Source organism: Streptomyces sp. NPDC101234 (assembly GCF_044767525.1).
Taxonomy (GTDB): Bacteria; Actinomycetota; Actinomycetes; order Streptomycetales; family Streptomycetaceae; genus Streptomyces; species Streptomyces sasae.
In genome coordinates this window covers 145,770-161,549 of the sequence record NZ_JBIWOA010000015.1, presented here as the reverse complement: position 1 = coordinate 161,549, position 15,780 = coordinate 145,770, and the positions used below count along the sequence as shown (strand labels likewise).

Below are 15,780 nucleotides of genomic sequence, written 5' to 3'. Positions count from 1 at the left end.
AGTTGCTCACGAGAGCCCAGAAGCGGCCGATGACCTGGGATTATGTGAAGACGCCGAGGGTTCAGGAAAGCTTCAGGGGGATCTGAGCGGCGGCGGTGTCGGCGAGGGGCAGGGTGACGGTGAACTCGGTGCCGCCCGGCGCGCTGTCCACCTCGACGCGGCCACCGTGCGCCTGGGTGATCGCGGCCGCGATGGCCAGCCCGAGCCCCGTCCCGCCCTCGGTGCCGGGGGCGCGGGAGCGGGAGGCGTCGCCGCGGGTGAAGCGTTCGAAGACCGTCGGCAGGAGATCGCCGGGGATACCCGGACCGTCGTCGTGCACGCGGATCGCGCAGTGCCCGCCCGCCGCCTCCACCGTGACCGTGATACGCGTCCCGGCGGGGGTGTGGGCCCGGGCGTTGGCCAGCAGGTTGGCCACCACCTGGTGCAGCCGGGACTGGTCGCCGAGCACCGTGGCGGGCACGTCCAGGCGCAGCACCAGCTGCCAGTGGTGCTCGGCCCCGGCCGCCCGCGCGTCCCACACCGCGTCCCCGACCAGGGTCGCCAGGTTCAGCTCGGCGGACTCCAGCGGTCTGCCCTCCTCCAGACGGGCGAGCAGGAGCAGGTCCTCGACCAGTCCCGTCATCCGCGCCGACTGGGCGGAGACTCGGCGCCAGGCCAGCTCCGGTTCGATCTTCCGGGTGTCCACGCCCATCAGCATCAGCTCGGCGTACCCGGCGATCGAGGCGAGCGGGGTGCGCAGCTCGTGGCTGGCGTCGGTGAGGAAGCGCCGCATGTGCTCCTCGGCGCGCTGGCGTTCGGACAGGGACCACTCCACGTGGTCGATCAGCCGGTTGAGCGCGACGCCGACCTGGCCGACCTCGGTCCCCGGATCGGTGTCCGCGGCCGGTACCCGGGTGAGCCCGCTGACCTCGCCCCGGTCGAGCGGGGCACGGGAGACCTCGACGGCGGTGGTGGCGACCCGCCGGAGCGGCCGCAGCTGCCGCCGGACCGCCACGGCCGACACCGAACCGGCCAGGACCAGCCCGACCGCGGCGATGGCGGCCTCGACCACGACCAGGGAGTCGATCATGTGCTGCACGCTGCCCACCGGCAGCCCGGCCAGCATGGCGGTGCCGCCCTCGGTGACGGCCGTCAGCCGGTAGGTGCCCAGGCCCGGGATCGTACGGGTGTGCAGGGTCCCGTCCGCCGGGATGCCGTTCAGGGCGGCGCTCTGGGCGGCGGTGAGGCTGCGCGGGCCGTCGTCGGTCACCACCTCCGCCGTGGCGATCGCCGCCCCGTTCATCACGGCCGCCAGGGTGCCCGTGTGCTGACCGCGTTCGTTGAGGAAACCGAGGCTCGCGCCGGGCGGTCCGTGCTCCCGGCCGCCCTGGCTGTGCTCGGCGGCGTCGGTCACCCGCTGATCCAGGTCGCTCATCAGATAGACCCGCTGGACGGTCACCGTGGCGAGGGCCATCGCCGTACAGACCGCCGCGAGGGTGAGGGAGTGGACCAGGACCATCCGGGCCCGCAGCGAGCGCCCGCGCAGCCGTGCCAGGGCCCGGCGTACGGCCGTCATGCCTCGTCTTCCGCTGCTCTGATGACATAGCCGGCGCCGCGCACGGTGTGGATCATCGGCCGGCGCTCCTTGTCGATCTTCGCCCGCAGGCCGTAGACGTACACCTCCACCAGGTTTCCGCCGCCGTCGAAAGAGCTGTTCCACACGTGGTCGAGGATCTGTGTCTTGCTGAGCACCTGCCGGGGGTGGTTCATCAGGAACCGCAGCAGGTCGAACTCCTTGGCGGTCAGCGAGATCGGTGTGCCGCCCCGGCGCACCTCGCGGGTCCGCTCGCCCAGCACCAGGTCGCCGAGGACCCGCACCCCCTCGTCCTCGACCACGTCACCGGCTCCGGAGCGGCGCAGCAGCCCGCTCAGCCGGAGCATCACCTCCTCCAGGGAGAACGGCTTGGTCACATAGTCGTCGGCGCCGGAGGACAGCCCGTCGACCCGGTACTCCACCGCGTCCCGTGCGGTCAGCATCAGCACGGGCAGCCTGGCGTTCTCGTACCGCAGCCGGCGCAGCACCTGGATCCCGTCCAGGTCCGGCAGCATGCCGTCGAGGACGACAGCGTGCGGGCCGTACCTGCGGGCGGCGCGCAGGGCGCCGTAGCCGTCCTGCGCCACGTACGGCTGCCAGCCCGCCGCTGTCACGGCAACCGACAGCAGTTCGGTCAGCTCGGGTTCGTCGTCGACGATCAGCACACGGATCGCGCCCGTCGCCGGTGTGAGGGTGTCAGACATGCCCCGATGCTCTCCCGGGGGGCTGTACGCGAGCTGTGGAGCGGCCTTCTCTGCGATCATGGTGGGGACACGACAACCGCAAGGGGGCCAGGTGCACGACGAGATCCCGGACACGGGCGGGCCCGGCACCGTCATCCTGCTGAACGGCGCCTCCAGCTCCGGCAAGTCGAGCATGGCCGCCGAACTGCTGTGCATCCTCGACGGCACCTGGTTCCACATGCCCGTCGACGCCTTCCACGCCATGCGCGGGGGCCAGGAGATACCCGACGAGGACCTCCAGGCCGAGATCGACCGCACCGCCAAGGGCTTCCACCGGGCCGTCGCCGGCATGGCCCGGGCCGGGAACAACGTGGTCGTCGACCATCCGCTCAGCAGACGCTGGCGGCTCCTGGACCTGCTGGCGCCGGAGAAGACCCTGCTGGTCGGGGTGCGCTGCCCGCTCCCGGAACTGGAGCGGCGCGAACGGGAGCGCGGCGACCGCCAGGTGGGCCTGGCGGCCATGCAGTACGACGCGGTCCACGCCCACGGGCTGCACGACATCGACGTGGACACCAGCGTCCTCGGCCCCCGCGAGTGTGCCGGCCTCGTGCGGCAGGCCCTGCGGGACCTGGCGCGGCCCACGGCCTTCGAGACGCTCCGTCGCGAGCTGCGCTGACAGTCCCTACGGCTCGCGGTGCTCGTGCGCCGCGCGCTCCAGCATCTCCGCCTCCGCCTCGGCGACGCGTGTCTCCGCCTCGACATCGATGGAGCGGGTCAGCCACCAGTACAGCAGCGCCGACACCGGCAGCCCGACGAACAGGGAGATGTCCGCGCCGTCCAGGGCCTTGGCGGCGGGGCCGACGAACAGCGTGCCGACGGAGAAGAACGGGATCATGACGGCGAAGCCGACCAGGTAGGAGAAGATCCCCTGCCAGCCCCAGCGTCCGTAGATGCCGTTCGGCTTGAAGATCTCGGCGATCGCGTAGTGGCCCTTGCGCACCACGTAGTAGTCCATCAGGTTCACCGCGGTCCACGGGATGAACAGATAGAGCACCAGCAGCAGGAAGTTGTTGAAGTTCGCCAGGAAGTTGGACGTCGCGGCCAGCGCGCCGATCAGGGAGAGCACCGCCGTCAGGACGAGGGTGAGCAGGCGCACCCCCAGCGTCGGCCGGACCCGTTTGAACGAGTCGATGGCGCTGATCAGGGTGAGCGAGCCGCCGTACATGTTCAGTGCGGTCACGGAGATCAGGCCCAGGGCGGAGAACAGCAGCACGACCGCGCCGAAGCCGTCGAAGACCTTGTCCCCGGCCGCGTTGATCGACGGGATCGTGTCGAAGTGGGTGCCCGCCCAGGCGGCCAGCAGCGTCCCGAGCACCATCAGCCAGATACCGCCGAGCGCCGAGCCGAAGTAGGTCCAGTAGAACGTCTTGCGGACCGTCACGTCCGGCGGCAGATAGCGCGAGTAGTCCGACACATAGATGGCCCAGCTGATCTGGTAGCCGGCGACCACACCGAACTGGGCCAGGAACGGGGTGACCTTGAAGGCGCTCAGGTCGAAGGAGCCCGCCGGGTAGTGCAGGGTGACCAGGACACCGACGGTGAAGATCCCGAAGATGATCAGGAAGGTGTACGTCAGGACCTGCTCGGCCTTGTGGATGATGTCGTAGCCCACCAGCGCCACGACGAGTCCGATCGCGGTGACGACGGCCACCCACAGCTTCACACTGCCGTGGAGCGTGGTGTGCAGCGCCTGACCGGCCAGGATGGTGTTGAACACGTTGAAGCCCGCGTACTGCACATACGCGAACAGCCACACCAGCAGCGCCCCGACATAGCCGAACTGCGGCCGCGACTGGATCATCTGCGGCAGGCCCAGCTGCGGTCCCTGCGCCGAGTGGAACGCCATGAAGAACGTGCCGATCAGGGTGCCCGCGACGATCGCCAGCAGCGACCAGATCAGGTTGCCGCCCTCCGTGATGCTGATCAGCCCCACGGCAAGGGTGGCGATCTGCGCGTTGGACATGAACCACAGCGGGCCCAGGTGCCACAGTTTGCCGTGCCGCTCGTCCAGCGGCACATAGTCGATGGACCTGACCTCCAGACCGCTCACCCGCGGTTCCGCCGATGTGCTCATGGCACCTCCCTGGGGCCAGGTCCGCCACTCTGATCACATTCTTCCCCCGGACAGGCCCGGATGAGGCATGCGGAATCTGTTTTCCGTAGGGCGGAAGTATTGCCTCGGTATCCGCCTCTGTTGCCCTGCTCACAAACCGGCCCCGTCGTGGCGGGCGTCATGTCGCCGTCCGGGCATTTTGTCTACCTTCGCAGTTCTGTGTCCTTTCGACCCGAACTGCCGAGGCTCCCGCCATGCTCAACCGCACCCTGTCCGTCGTGGCCATGGCGATGACCCTGTTCGCCGGAGCCGCGCCCGTGGCCATGGCCGACAGCACCGCAGACTCCACTTCGGGCGACTTCCGTGCCGCCGTGCAGGCGCAGGGCGAGGCGCGCGTCACGGCCGCCGTCCTCGACCTGGACGGCACGGGCCGGGAACCCGCGGTCTACGGCGACGACACCCCCTACGACACGGCGAGCATCGTCAAGGTCGACATCCTCGCCGCGCTGCTGCTCCACGCGCGGGACCACCAGCGCGAACTCACCGCGCGGGAGAGCGCCCAGGCGGAGGTGATGATCCGCAACAGCGACAACGACGCGGCCAGCGCCCTGTGGCGGGCCATCGGCCGGGCCCCCGGCCTGGAGTCGGCGAACAGGCGGCTCGGACTGACCTCGACCACGGGCGGCCCCGACGGCAGGTGGGGGCTCGCCCGGACCACGGCCAGTGACCAGATACGACTGCTGCGCGCGATCTTCGGCACCGGCTCCACGCCGCTGGACACCGCCTCCCGGAACCGTATCGGCACCCTGATGACGGAGATCGCCGCCGACCAGTCCTGGGGCGTTTCGGCCGCCGCGGACTCCGGCTGGGCACTGAAGAACGGCTGGCTCATGCGCACCACCACCAGCCTGTGGGACATCAACAGCGTCGGACGCGTCACGGCCGGCGGCCACCACTACCTCGTCGCGGTCCTCTCCGACGGCAACGCGTCCATGCCGGACGGTGTGAACCTCGTCGAACGAGCCGCAGGCACGGCCGTCTCCACGACGGCGCCTCGCTGACCCCGTTGGCGCAGCACACCTCACCACCCGTCCGAATTACCCCTAATGTGCACTAGAGGCGACGGAGGCCGGCAGCGGGAGGTGCGGTGGCGGATGCGGGCGGGCCGGCACGCGGGCGGGGCCGGGCACGTCCGGCCCGTGGCGTGGCGCCCGGCCGCCGGGCCGTCCGCGCGGTACGGATCCCCCAGCGGGCCCGTGATCCGCGTGCCGCCGCCTCCGTCGGCGCCGTCATCGTCCCCGCCCTGCGGATCGCCGCCGCCTACGCCTGGCGGCTCATCGTGGTCGGCATCGTCGTCTACGGCGTCTTCATCATCCTGGGCCGTTTCCAGCTGATCGCCGTGGCCGTGTTCCTGGCCCTGGTCATCACCTCGGTACTGCGTCCGCTCGCCGATCTGCTGAGCCGGTGGCTCCCGAGGCCGCTCGCCGTGGCCGTGAGCCTGGTCGGCAGCATCTGCCTGTTCTTCGGGCTGCTGGCCCTGGTCGGCAACGCGGTCGCGGAGGAGTCGTCGACCCTGGCCGACGAGTTCCGCGGCGGCATCCACCGCATCGAGGTCTGGCTCCAGCGGCCGCCCTTCCGGCTCGGCCCGGGCGCCCTGTCGCATCTCCAGCAACAGATCGTGGACTACATCCAGGCCCACCGCTCCAACCTGGCCAGCAGGGCGCTGAGCGGCTTCGGCACGCTCGTCGAACTGGTCACCGGGGGAGCGCTGGCGCTCTTCGCCTCGGTCTTCTTCATCCACTCCGGCGAACGGCTGTGGGCCTGGACGAGCCGGGAACTGCTTCCGGCCGGTGCCCGCCCGGCCTGGGACCGGACGGGCCGGGCGGCCTGGCGGACGTTCTCCGGATACACCCGCGGCATCATCATCGTGGCCGCCGTCAACGCCGTACTCGTCGGCATCGCCCTGTACGTGCTGCGGGTGCCGCTCGCGCTGCCGCTCACCCTGCTGGAGTTCTTCGCCGCGTTCATCCCGCTGGTCGGCTCACCGGTCGCGCTCGGCGTGGCCACCGTCGTGGCGCTGGCCGGGCGCGGACCGCTCACCGCCGCCGCCGTCCTCGTGCTGATCGTCGTCATCGGCCAGCTCGAAGGGCATGTGCTGCACCCCCTCGTGATGAGCTGGGCGGTACGCCTGCACCCCCTCGTCGTCGCCGTCTCCGTCATCGCGGGCAGCATCGTCGCGGGGGTGATCGGCGCCGTCGTGGCCGTGCCGTTCGTCTCCGTCGTCTGGGCGGTGGTGCGGGCCCTGCGCCCCGTGCCGCCCTGACATCCGGGCCCCCGGGGCTCAGCCGTCCTTTCCGGGACGGCGGCCCCGCTTCGGGGTACGGCGGGGCAGCTCGGACGTCGCCGGCGGTCCGGACGGCGCGGACCTGCCGGAGGGCGCCGGCATGTCGGGTGCGGCGGCGGCAGCGGCGGTGGCCGCGGAGGGGTGTCCGATGCCGTCGTCCCACGCCTCGTGCACGCTGAACGGGTCGGCGGGCCCGTTCGCGAGCAGAGCCGCGAGCCCGGGCGTGCCGCGCGCCTTGAGCGCCGCCAGGGCCAGCGTGTCGGAGTCGGACTCCGCGCCGCTGCGCCAGGTGATGGTGCCCGGGAGCATCACGAGCGAGGTCGTACCGGACTCCGCGGAGGACGGCCGCAGCTGGACCCGGATGCCGTGCCGGTCGGCCAGCCTGCCGACCACGAACAGGCCCATGTGCTGGTAGACGTCGGCGTCGGCGGTCGGCGGGTTCGCCAGCTTGTGGTTGATCAGCGCGAAGTCCTCGGGCAGCAGCCCGATGCCCTGGTCATGGATCTCGATCATGATCCGGGTGTCGGGCAGCCGCGTCGCCGTGACGCGGACCGCCGAGCGCGGCGAGGAGAACGCGGTGGCGTTCTCCAGGAGCTCGGCCAGCAGATGCACCAGGTCGGTCACGGCACGGCCGTGGATCTCGGCCTCCGGGATGCCCGCCAGCTCGATCCGCTCGTACTGCTCCACCTCGGAGGCCGCCGCCCGGATGACGTCGACCAGGGGGAGCGGGCGGTCCCACTGCTGGGTGGGCCGCTCGCCGCCGAGCACCAGCAGGTTCTCGCCGTTGCGGCGCACCCGCGTGGCCAGGTGGTCCAGCTTGAACAGGTTCGCCAGCTGCTCCGGGTCTGCCTCGCGGTCCTCCAGGTCGGTGATCATGGCGAGTTGGCGCTCGATCAGCGACTGGTTGCGGCGGGACAGGTTGGTGAAGATCGTGTTGATGTTGCCGCGCAACAGAGCCTGTTCCGCGGCGAGCCGGACCGCCTCCCGGTGCACATGGTCGAAGGCGCGGGCCACTTCGCCGATCTCGTCCGTGCTGGTGATCGGGATCGGTGAGACCTTGGTGTCCACCTGGCCGGGCACGGCCTGGGACAGCTGGGTGATCACCGCCGGCAGCCGCTGCTCCGCGATCTCGATCGCCGACGCGCTCAGCCGGCGCATGCCCCGGCTCATCGAACGGGCCACCCATGCCGCGAGCAGGAACGCCACGAGTACGGCGCTCAGTGCGAGCGTGCCGTTGATGATCGCGTCCCGGCGCGCGTCACTCGCGATGCTCCGGGCATTGGCGAGCGCCGTGTCGGTGAGATTGACCTCGATGCCCCGGTAGGCGTCGAAGGAGAGCGCGGACGCCGCGAAGAACGACTCCGGGGTGATGCCCTCGGCGGCGAGTGCCTCGGTCGGCTTGCCGGTGGCGATCTCGCTGAGCATCTTGGCCAGCTTCGGCGGCGTCACGAAGGTCTGCCCCGCCGCCTTGGCCTCCTCGGCGGCCTTGGCCGTCTGCGCCGCCCCCTTCTTCTGCGCGGCCGCCAGCGCCGTCTGCAGCCGGGTCATGTCACCGGCGGTACCGGCGCCCGCGTACTCCTGCAGGCCCACCTGCTCCAGGTAGACGTAGGAGCTGAACGAGCCGAGCTGGGTCTGCAGTTCGCCCTCGCCGAGCGCGTCGCGGTCCTCGACCAGCAGATGCGTGCCGATCGAGCGCACCAGGGACTCGGCCGCCTGGGTCAGGGAGATGGCGTACAGGGTGCGGCCGAAGCTCGCCTGGTTGTTGCTGCCGAAGCCCAGCTCGTTCGAGATCTCCATCAGCGGGTGCTGGACGGCGTGATAGCTCTCCTCCGTCTGCACACCCGACATCTTGGACGTGAACGCGGCGGCCCGTACCGTCGGGAGCTGCTTCTCGCCCGCCCGCACCAGCTCGATCCGCCGCAGGAGTCCCGCCGTCTTCGGCGCGCGGGCCACCGCCGCGTCGAACGCCTGCGCGTCGGCGTCGGTGACCTTGCGGGCCGCCAGCACGGCCGGTGCGTTCCGTTTGCCCTCCAGGAGCGGGATGACCGAGACGTCACGCTCGTTGATCGCGTCGCTGGCGTAGGCGTTCGCCGCCTGCACCAACTCCGCGACGCGTACCGCGTCGTTGGCGTCCTGGAGGGTGTCGATCGAGTGCTTCACCCGGATACCGCCGAGAGCGAGGGCGACGAGCACCGGGATGAGCAGAATGGCCTGGAGGCGTCTCGCGACGCGCCAATTGCCGGTCAGGGGTCTGAGCTTGGACAAGACCGTCCCATTTCACAACAGGAATCGTGCGCGGGCTGTTCGCAGCCCGACGTTCAGTGGCCAAGTTCTAACACCCAGCGATCGACTTCGGCTGGTGTTTGAGTGAAGCGGTTTCTCCGAAGTGGTACAAAGCTCATCCAAAACCATCGATGGTCAACGCACGGATCACCGGGAGGATGGCTTGTTCCCGGCGATCCGTCCGACAGTCAGACAGCGAGCGCTTTCTCCCAGTGGCGGCCGCCGCGCTCCAGCGGGATCCTCTCGCCCGTCTCGATCGCGACCGGCAGCCGGTTCTCCGCCGGTGGCAGCGGGCAGGTGGCCAGGTCCGTGTAGGCGCAGGGCAGGTTGGCGGCACGGTTGAAGTCGAGCGTGACCGCGCCCTCGCCGTCGGGTGCGGCGATCTGCAGGGAGCGGTTGGCCGCGTACGTCGTCACGCCGGAGGTCCGGTCGGTGAACAGCACCATCAGATCGCCCGGCGCCCTGCCGTTGAAGGCGGTGAGCCGGTACGCCGTGCCGGCCAGTTCGAACTCGACCTGGCCGGGGGAGTCGTAGACATGCTCCAGACCCTCGACCGCGGCGCCCACCGTCACCGCGCGCGGTGCGTCGAAGGGCAGGAAGCGGCCGGTGAGCACCCAGCGCGGGTCGGGTTCGTACGCGGGCGTCCCGGTGAACGCCGTACGCAGCGCGTTGCCGGGATGGCGGGGGCGCACGATGTCGTGTCCGCCGCGCTTGGCGACCTCGATCAGCGCATCGCCCCAGCCGGCGTACACACTGGCGCGCTCGGCGAGGACACCGAAGTCGTGGCGGCCGCGCACCGCATGCCCGTCGACGGTGATCTCCTCGTCCTCCGCCAGCTCGACCACCACCCCCTCCGCCGTGCTCGACCAGGCGCCCGGCGCGTCCTCGAACCGGGTGGGCTCCCCGTCCAGCCAGTGCAGGCCGGTGATGGCGAGGAACCCGTGCGGGCCGGCGAGCACCGCCTCCTTCTGCCGGTGCCACTCCTCCCACTCCTGGACGAAGCTCACCCGGTCGACGTCTTGGACGGTCATGTCGGCTCCCTCTCGCTGTACGGGTCGTACCTCGTACAACCGGCACGCGGGCGCATGCCATCCGGAACCGGGAAGTGTTCACACGGCCGCAATGAGCGAGGCCTGTGCCACGGCCGTGCCCGCCCGGAGCGCGGCGACGGGATCGGCCGCCTCGTCGAGCTCGATCAGGACCGTGCCGGCACCCGGTGTGCGGGACATGACCTGCGCCCAGCCCCGCCAGTCCACGATGCCCTCGCCCGGTTCCGTCATGTACGGCTGCTGCCGGGCGTAGACGGTCTCGTCGATGGTGAGGTGTACGTCGATCGGTCCGACCGCGTCCTTCCAGTGCGCCAGGGCGATGCGCGGCGCGTGGCGGCGGGCCACGGCCACCGGGTCGCCGCCGCCGAGGGCGATGTGGCAGGAGTCGGGGCACAGCCAGACGTACCGTGGATCGGTCAGGGCCATGAACAGGTCGATGTCCCGCTCGTACCAAAGGGTGCTGTGGGACTCGGTGTGGAGGGCGAGCCTCACACCGTGGCGGGACACGGCCTCGCCGACGGCGTGGGCGACGTCCGCCATCCGGCTCATGTACGCGGCGTCGACGAAGAAGGGCGGCCGGGTGCCGAACGTCGCCCGCATGGGCAGCCCGGCGACGAGGAGTTCGGCGCCCGCCTCGGCGAGGAAGCCGGCGCGCCGCTCGGCGTCGGCGACGATCTCCGGGAGGCGGTCGCCGTCCCGCCAGTCCGGGGCGTCGCTGTCGGCGATGAACGCGCTCACCACGGACAGGCCGCGGGCGGCGAGTTCGCCGCCGAACGCCGACGCGCTGCCGAACGCCCGCAGCGCCGAAGCGATGTCGCCGGGTGCGAAGGTCAACTCGATGCCGGTGACACCGGATTCGGTCAGCGCGTCCATGACCCGCTCCCAGAAGGCCACGGGATGGGCGAGGGCCCATGCACGCACGGCGTCGGCGGAGTCGAGCCCCCAGAAGTCGGGATGGTAGAAGGTGATGACGTCGGTGGCGAAGCGCGGGGTCACTCGGCACCTCCACGGGCGTTGTAGACGTCGACCCGGCCCGCGTCGACGGCCTTGCGATAGTCGCGGAACACCGTGAGGGCCTCGTCGCGGAGCACGTCCCCCACGACCTCGATGCCGCGGGCCTCGAACTGCTCGGCCCAGTCCGCGCCGAGCGGGCCCTCGTCGAAGGTGGTGATCTCCTCCAGCTCCGGACCCTCCCCGGCGACCGCCAGGCAGCGCACCCCGGACCACAGGGTCGCGCCGTAACACTGCACGCACGGACGCCAGTTGACGACCAGCTCGTGCGCCGGCACGCCGTCGCCGCCCAGGTCCCAGCTCCCGGTCGCGATCTGGGCCAGCCCCAGGGCGAGGACCTCGGCGTGGGCGCTGGAGACCCCGGAGGCGAGGACGACGTTCACACCCACCGAGACGATCCGGCCGGTGTCCCGCTCGGCGACCAGCGCGGCGAACGGACCGCCGTTGCCCTCCCGCCAGTTGCGGTCGGCCAGCCGGTGCACGAGCCGCATCCGGTCCGCCCGGTCGGGGACGACGGCGGGCACGTCGGCCAGTTCGTGGTCGATCCACGCGGGCAGCGAGACCCGGAACTCTCTCACGATGTCGATCACGCGAAGTCCTTCTGTCGAGGGGCGGTGTGCGCGGCGTTTTGCCGGTGAGCGGTCTGTGCGGTGACGGCGCGGGCGGCCCGTACGGCGGTGATCGCGCCGGTCAGGGTGACGTTCGCGGCCATCGCGGTGGGGATCACGCCGTTGCCGGCGAGGTACAGGTTGTGGTGGCCCCACACCCTGCCGTCCGGGTCGCACACGCTGGTGCCGTCGTCGGCGGGGCCGCAGCGGACGGTGCCCGTCAGATGCAGGGAAGAGCCTGCAGGCAGCAGCGCGCTCTCGGTCTCGGGATCGAAGGGACCGAACTCCTCGGCCAGCGACCGGACTTCGTCCAGCGCACGGTGGACCAGCAGGCGATCGGCGGTGGACGCGGTGAACTCGACGCCGATCCGGGGCATTCCGGTCAGGTCCGTGTGCGACTCGGAGAACACCAGCCGGTTCTCCGGACGCGACTCGAACGGGATGTACAGCGAGATGCCGACCGAGTGGGCCAGCGGCCGGTCGGCCTCGTCGACGTACGTCCGGTTCATGATCTGGCCGTGGAACGGCTGCGCGGCACCGTTGTGCGGCAGCCACAGGGAGTCGGTGCTGAACTCGCCGGGGCGAGGCAACGGCAGCGCGTCGAGGCCGATGCCGAACCGGTCGGTGTCGAGCAGCACCCGGGCGGTGACGAAGGCGTGCTCGTTGAGCCGGCGGCCCAGTGCGTCCGGCCGGATGCCCGAGGCGAACAGCAACTGCGGAGTGCGCAGCGCGTCGGCGCACACCACGACGGCGTCGGCGTGCAGTTCGCGCTCGGAGCCGTCGGCGATCCGGCGCAGCCGGGCGCCCGTGACCCGGCCGTCCGTGACCCGGAGCCGGGTGACGAGCGTGCCGGTGACAAGGGTGAAGGCGGGCTCCGTGCCGGTCGCGATCGCCGGGAAGATCGTTCCGGGTGCCGTGCGCGGCATGGGCCCGGTGGCCGTCGCGGTGACGGCCATGGGCATCGGCTGAGGGCGCCGGTCGGCCGGTCCGATGCCGTCGTAGCGGCGGCGCAGTACGTCGAGGACCAGGCGCCCGATCGCGGTCGGCCCGATCGCGGCCGGTGCCACCGCGAGCAGCCGTCGTGCGGTGGCGAGGTCCTCGGCCCAGCCGGCCGGGTCCCCGAAGTCGAACACCTCGTGCCCGGCCGGCCAGGGCGTCGCCGCCGTCCAGTGCACGCCCATGCCTCCCGCGTTCCATGCGAGTGCCGCCTGCGGCATGGCCTCGGCGTCCTCCCCGAAGGCGAGCGCGTGGTACATGCCGGGCGGCAGGGCGGTGAGGCTGCCGGGGACCTCGCGCACCATCTCGGCTCCCGTGTACATGCCCTGGATGCCGGTGGCGACCCGTTCGTTGTAGCGGGCCCACAGGCCGGGATCGTCGAGGTCGTGCAGGTGCCGGCCGGGGGCGTCGCCGATCGGGGTGCCGGCGTCCACCATGGTGATCCGCAGCGCCGGATCGGACGCGCGCAGCAGGCGGGCCACGACGGCGCCCATGATGCCGCTGCCCACGATCAGGACATGGCTGTGGGGGGTGTCGGTCACAGAGACTCCGTAGGTCGATGGCGTGGGGGAGGGGATCACAGGCTCGGTACGAGCGGTCCGAACAACTCGGTGTCCATGCGGTCGAGTGCCAGCTTGACGGCGCCGACGAGGGCGGCGTCGCGGCCCAGGCTGGTGGCCCGCAGCTCGACCGCGGGGGTGCGGGCGGCGCGCAGCGCCTCGCGGACCCGGGGCAGCAGTACGTCGGCCGCGTCCTCCAGACCGCCGCCCAGCACGAACAGGGAGGGGGCGACCGTCCAGGACAGGGTGGTGAGGATCGAGGCGATGTTCGCCACGAGTTCGTCGACCTCCGCGAGCGCGCTCGCCTCGCCCGCCCGGGCGGCGGCGAAACGGTCGAGCGCGATGCTCCGGCGGTCCGGTTCCGGCGAGGTCAGCCAGGAGACCGGCCGGTGCGCGACCGAGTCGGTCGGCATGGACCCGGCCTCGACGATCTCCCCCGCCGCGCCGTCGAGTCCCCGGTGCACCGCTCCCCGGATGAGGATGCCGAGGCCGGTCCGGTTGCCGAGCACCGCCCATACGACGTTCTCGTGATCGACGGCCACGCCGCGCCAGCGCTCCGCCAGCGCACCGAGGTTGGAGTCGTTGTCCGCGAACCAGGGCACCCGGAGGCGCCGGGTGAGCTCCGCGGGCAGATCCACGCCCTCCCACCGGGTGGTGTGGACGAGCCGCCGCACCACTCCGTCGTCGTCGATCGCGCCGCCGCCGGCGAGCGCACCGGCGCGCAGCCGCTCCGGCGACCCGCCCGCGTCCGCCAGCGCCTCCCGCACCAGCGTCGCCACGTCGTCGAGTGAGGCCTGCGGGTCCAGGTAGCAGCGCAGCGGCCGGTGCGCGCGGCCGAGGATCCGGCCGCGCACGTCGGCGACGACCGCGGAGACGTCCTCCGTGGTGATCCGCGCGGCCGCCAACAGAGCGTGCTCGGCCCGCAGTTCGTACCGCCGGGCCGGGCGGCCGGCACAGCCCCGGGTGGGCACCCGGTCCAGCTCCGTCACCCAGCCGGCGGTCAGGAGGGAGTCCAGGATCAGCTCGATGGTGCGCCGCGACAGGGTCGTCCGCTCGGCGAGGGCGGTCAGCGTCGTCGGTCCGGCCGACACCGCCAGCGCTCGCAGGATCACGGAGGTGTTGACCCGGCGTACGGCGCTCTGGTTCATCCCGGACATCAGCACGCCTCCGCGTCCGACGGGACCACGGGGTCGTACCCGCCCGTGGTGTCGACAGCGGGCTCGGCGCCGGGGCGGCCGTACTCGCGCACGGGATCGCCCGGGCCGCCGCTCGCCGGCGTCCAGGACGGCGGCCGGCCGTGCACGAAGCCGACGAGGTCGGCGTGCATCAGCGCGGCCAGTTCCGCGGGCGGACGCTGGCCGAGTGCCTCCCGGACACCCGGCACGTCGAGAAGGTCGAAGAAGAACGGGAGGTCGACGCAGTGCGTCGCGCCGCCGGTGACGGGCGAGGGCCATTCGAAGGAGTACAGCCAGGTGCCGGCGGCGGCCTTCCGCCGGGAGCGCGCCACGCGCGGGCAGGCGGACCGGAAGAGGGTGTCCGTGACCCGGCTGCCGGCGGCGCGGGCGGCGGACCACGCTCCTGAGCCGGCCGCCCGGGCAGGCCCCGTCGCCAGGTCCGTGACACGCGTGAGCTCCGGTGCCGCGCCGCCGGTCTCCTCGCGGTCGCCGTCGAACTCGTCGCCGGTCGCCCCGAGCAGCAGCGGTACGTCGAGGCCGTGCCGGGCGAGCCCTTCGGCGACGGCCACCGGCAGGACGTCGTCACCCGTGACCGGCCCGAGCACCAGCGTCTCCCCGCCTCTCAAATCCCGTACCGCCCCCTGTAGTCGTTCGACGGCGACGCCGCCGAGACCCTCCCGCGTCGGGGGTACGGCGAGTCGGTCCCCCAGTCGTTCGAGGAAGCCGCGCGCGGTGTCCCGGCCCACCTCGAAGAGACCGCCGGAGATGCTCACCGCCCGCTGGAAGCCGCCCTCGGCGGCCGGCGACGACAGCAGCGCCAGCACCGCCGCGCCGCCGGCCGACTGCCCGGCGAGGGTGACCCGGGCCGGATCACCGCCGAACGCGGCGATGTTCTCCTGTACCCAGTCGAGCGCCAGCAGCATGTCGCGCAGCCCGAGGTTGGCCGGTACGCCGTCCAGCGGCGCGAAGCCGTCCACGCCCAGCCGGTATCCGACCGTCACGGTGACGATCCCGTCGCGGGCGAAGGAGCGCCCGTCGTACCAGGGGCTCGCCGGGCTCCCCGCCAGGAAACCGCCGCCGTGGATCCACACCAGGACCGGGCAGCCCTCGCCGTCGACCGGGGCGACGACGCTCAGGTTCAGCACGTCCTCGCCCGGCACGGACGGCTCCGGGATCGTGGTCGTCGCGAACAGCGGCACCGCCTGCGAGATGGCGCCGTGCCGGGACGCGTCGTACGGCTCCGTGAACCGGCTGAGGGGGACCGGCGCCGCGAACCGCCTTACGCCGACCGGCGCTTCGGCGTACGGGACGCCGAGGAAGCGCCGCACCCGGCTCGTTCGACGGCCGACGATCGGGCCCGCGGGAGCCCGCACCGCATCTCTCAT

At 71.9% G+C, this 15,780-nt stretch carries 13 protein-coding genes; 3 read left to right on the top strand and 10 right to left on the bottom strand.

All coding sequences use genetic code 11. The features are described from left to right. Nucleotides 1-61: 61 nt before the first annotated feature. Together ACIRR9_RS27215 and ACIRR9_RS27210 are read right to left on the bottom strand one after the other, a co-directional pair. Nucleotides 62-1,555, bottom strand: coding sequence for a sensor histidine kinase (locus tag ACIRR9_RS27215; RefSeq protein ID WP_403756731.1), 1,494 nt, complete (start codon nt 1,553-1,555; stop codon nt 62-64). Then, nucleotides 1,552-2,277: a response regulator transcription factor gene (locus ACIRR9_RS27210; protein WP_403756728.1), complete on the bottom strand. Its 726-nt coding sequence runs from the start codon at nt 2,275-2,277 to the stop codon at nt 1,552-1,554. Before ACIRR9_RS27210 ends, ACIRR9_RS27215 begins: the two co-directional genes overlap by 4 nt. Nucleotides 2,278-2,335: 58 nt before the next feature. Between ACIRR9_RS27210 and ACIRR9_RS27205 the strand changes: the two genes are divergently transcribed. After that, on the top strand, nt 2,336-2,932 hold the full coding sequence (locus ACIRR9_RS27205) for an AAA family ATPase (protein ID WP_403756725.1): 597 nt from the start codon (nt 2,336-2,338) through the stop codon (nt 2,930-2,932). 6 nt (nt 2,933-2,938) lie between these two features. Here the strand turns inward: ACIRR9_RS27205 and ACIRR9_RS27200 are convergent, their stop codons facing one another. Beyond that, nucleotides 2,939-4,390 (bottom strand): purine-cytosine permease family protein, encoded by a 1,452-nt coding sequence (locus ACIRR9_RS27200; RefSeq protein ID WP_403756722.1) that lies wholly within the window; start codon nt 4,388-4,390, stop codon nt 2,939-2,941. 233 nt (nt 4,391-4,623) lie between these two features. Between ACIRR9_RS27200 and ACIRR9_RS27195 the strand changes: the two genes are divergently transcribed. Then, on the top strand, nt 4,624-5,430 hold the full coding sequence (locus ACIRR9_RS27195) for a serine hydrolase (protein WP_403756719.1): 807 nt from the start codon (nt 4,624-4,626) through the stop codon (nt 5,428-5,430). An 86-nt stretch (nt 5,431-5,516) separates the two neighbouring features. Then, complete coding sequence (locus ACIRR9_RS27190; protein ID WP_403756716.1) at nt 5,517-6,692, top strand: AI-2E family transporter; 1,176 nt, start codon at nt 5,517-5,519, stop codon at nt 6,690-6,692. An 18-nt stretch (nt 6,693-6,710) separates the two neighbouring features. Here ACIRR9_RS27190 and ACIRR9_RS27185 read toward each other — a convergent pair whose 3' ends face one another. The 7 genes from ACIRR9_RS27185 to ACIRR9_RS27155 form a co-directional block, all read right to left on the bottom strand. Beyond that, nucleotides 6,711-8,978 carry a nitrate- and nitrite sensing domain-containing protein gene (locus tag ACIRR9_RS27185; RefSeq protein WP_403756713.1) on the bottom strand — a complete coding sequence of 756 codons (2,268 nt, stop codon included), beginning with the start codon at nt 8,976-8,978 and terminating at the stop codon, nt 6,711-6,713. 206 nt (nt 8,979-9,184) lie between these two features. Further along, on the bottom strand, nt 9,185-10,027 hold the full coding sequence (locus ACIRR9_RS27180; protein ID WP_403756710.1) for a DUF1684 domain-containing protein: 843 nt from the start codon (nt 10,025-10,027) through the stop codon (nt 9,185-9,187). A gap of 78 nt (nt 10,028-10,105) precedes the next feature. Beyond that, complete coding sequence (locus ACIRR9_RS27175; protein WP_403756707.1) at nt 10,106-11,041, bottom strand: sugar phosphate isomerase/epimerase family protein; 936 nt, start codon at nt 11,039-11,041, stop codon at nt 10,106-10,108. After that, entirely contained in the window at nt 11,038-11,646 is a 609-nt protein-coding gene (locus ACIRR9_RS27170) for a nucleoside deaminase (protein WP_403756704.1), read from the bottom strand. Before ACIRR9_RS27170 ends, ACIRR9_RS27175 begins: the two co-directional genes overlap by 4 nt. Next, the gene (locus tag ACIRR9_RS27165) at nt 11,643-13,202 is read right to left on the bottom strand and encodes a GMC oxidoreductase (protein WP_403756702.1); all 1,560 of its coding nucleotides are present in this window, start codon (nt 13,200-13,202) and stop codon (nt 11,643-11,645) included. The genes ACIRR9_RS27170 and ACIRR9_RS27165 overlap by 4 nt, the downstream gene beginning before the upstream one ends. A gap of 35 nt (nt 13,203-13,237) precedes the next feature. Then, nucleotides 13,238-14,368, bottom strand: a complete 1,131-nt coding sequence (locus tag ACIRR9_RS27160; RefSeq protein ID WP_403756977.1) for an ROK family protein — start codon at nt 14,366-14,368, stop codon at nt 13,238-13,240. Nucleotides 14,369-14,376: 8 nt separating this feature from the next. Beyond that, nucleotides 14,377-15,780: a carboxylesterase family protein gene (locus tag ACIRR9_RS27155; protein WP_403756700.1), complete on the bottom strand. Its 1,404-nt coding sequence runs from the start codon at nt 15,778-15,780 to the stop codon at nt 14,377-14,379.

Bases quoted from the DNA above. Each gene is read 5' to 3' on its own strand.
- ACIRR9_RS27205 (WP_403756725.1), top strand. From the start codon at position 2,336: ATGGTGGGGACACGACAACCGCAAGGGGGCCAGGTGCACGACGAGATC.
- ACIRR9_RS27200 (WP_403756722.1), bottom strand. From the start codon at position 4,390: ATGAGCACATCGGCGGAACCGCGGGTGAGCGGTCTGGAGGTCAGGTCC.
- ACIRR9_RS27160 (WP_403756977.1), bottom strand. From the start codon at position 14,368: ATGAACCAGAGCGCCGTACGCCGGGTCAACACCTCCGTGATCCTGCGA.
- ACIRR9_RS27195 (WP_403756719.1), top strand. From the start codon at position 4,624: ATGCTCAACCGCACCCTGTCCGTCGTGGCCATGGCGATGACCCTGTTC.
- ACIRR9_RS27180 (WP_403756710.1), bottom strand. From the start codon at position 10,027: ATGACCGTCCAAGACGTCGACCGGGTGAGCTTCGTCCAGGAGTGGGAG.
- ACIRR9_RS27155 (WP_403756700.1), bottom strand. From the start codon at position 15,780: ATGAGAGATGCGGTGCGGGCTCCCGCGGGCCCGATCGTCGGCCGTCGA.
- ACIRR9_RS27210 (WP_403756728.1), bottom strand. From the start codon at position 2,277: ATGTCTGACACCCTCACACCGGCGACGGGCGCGATCCGTGTGCTGATC.
- ACIRR9_RS27215 (WP_403756731.1), bottom strand. From the start codon at position 1,555: ATGACGGCCGTACGCCGGGCCCTGGCACGGCTGCGCGGGCGCTCGCTG.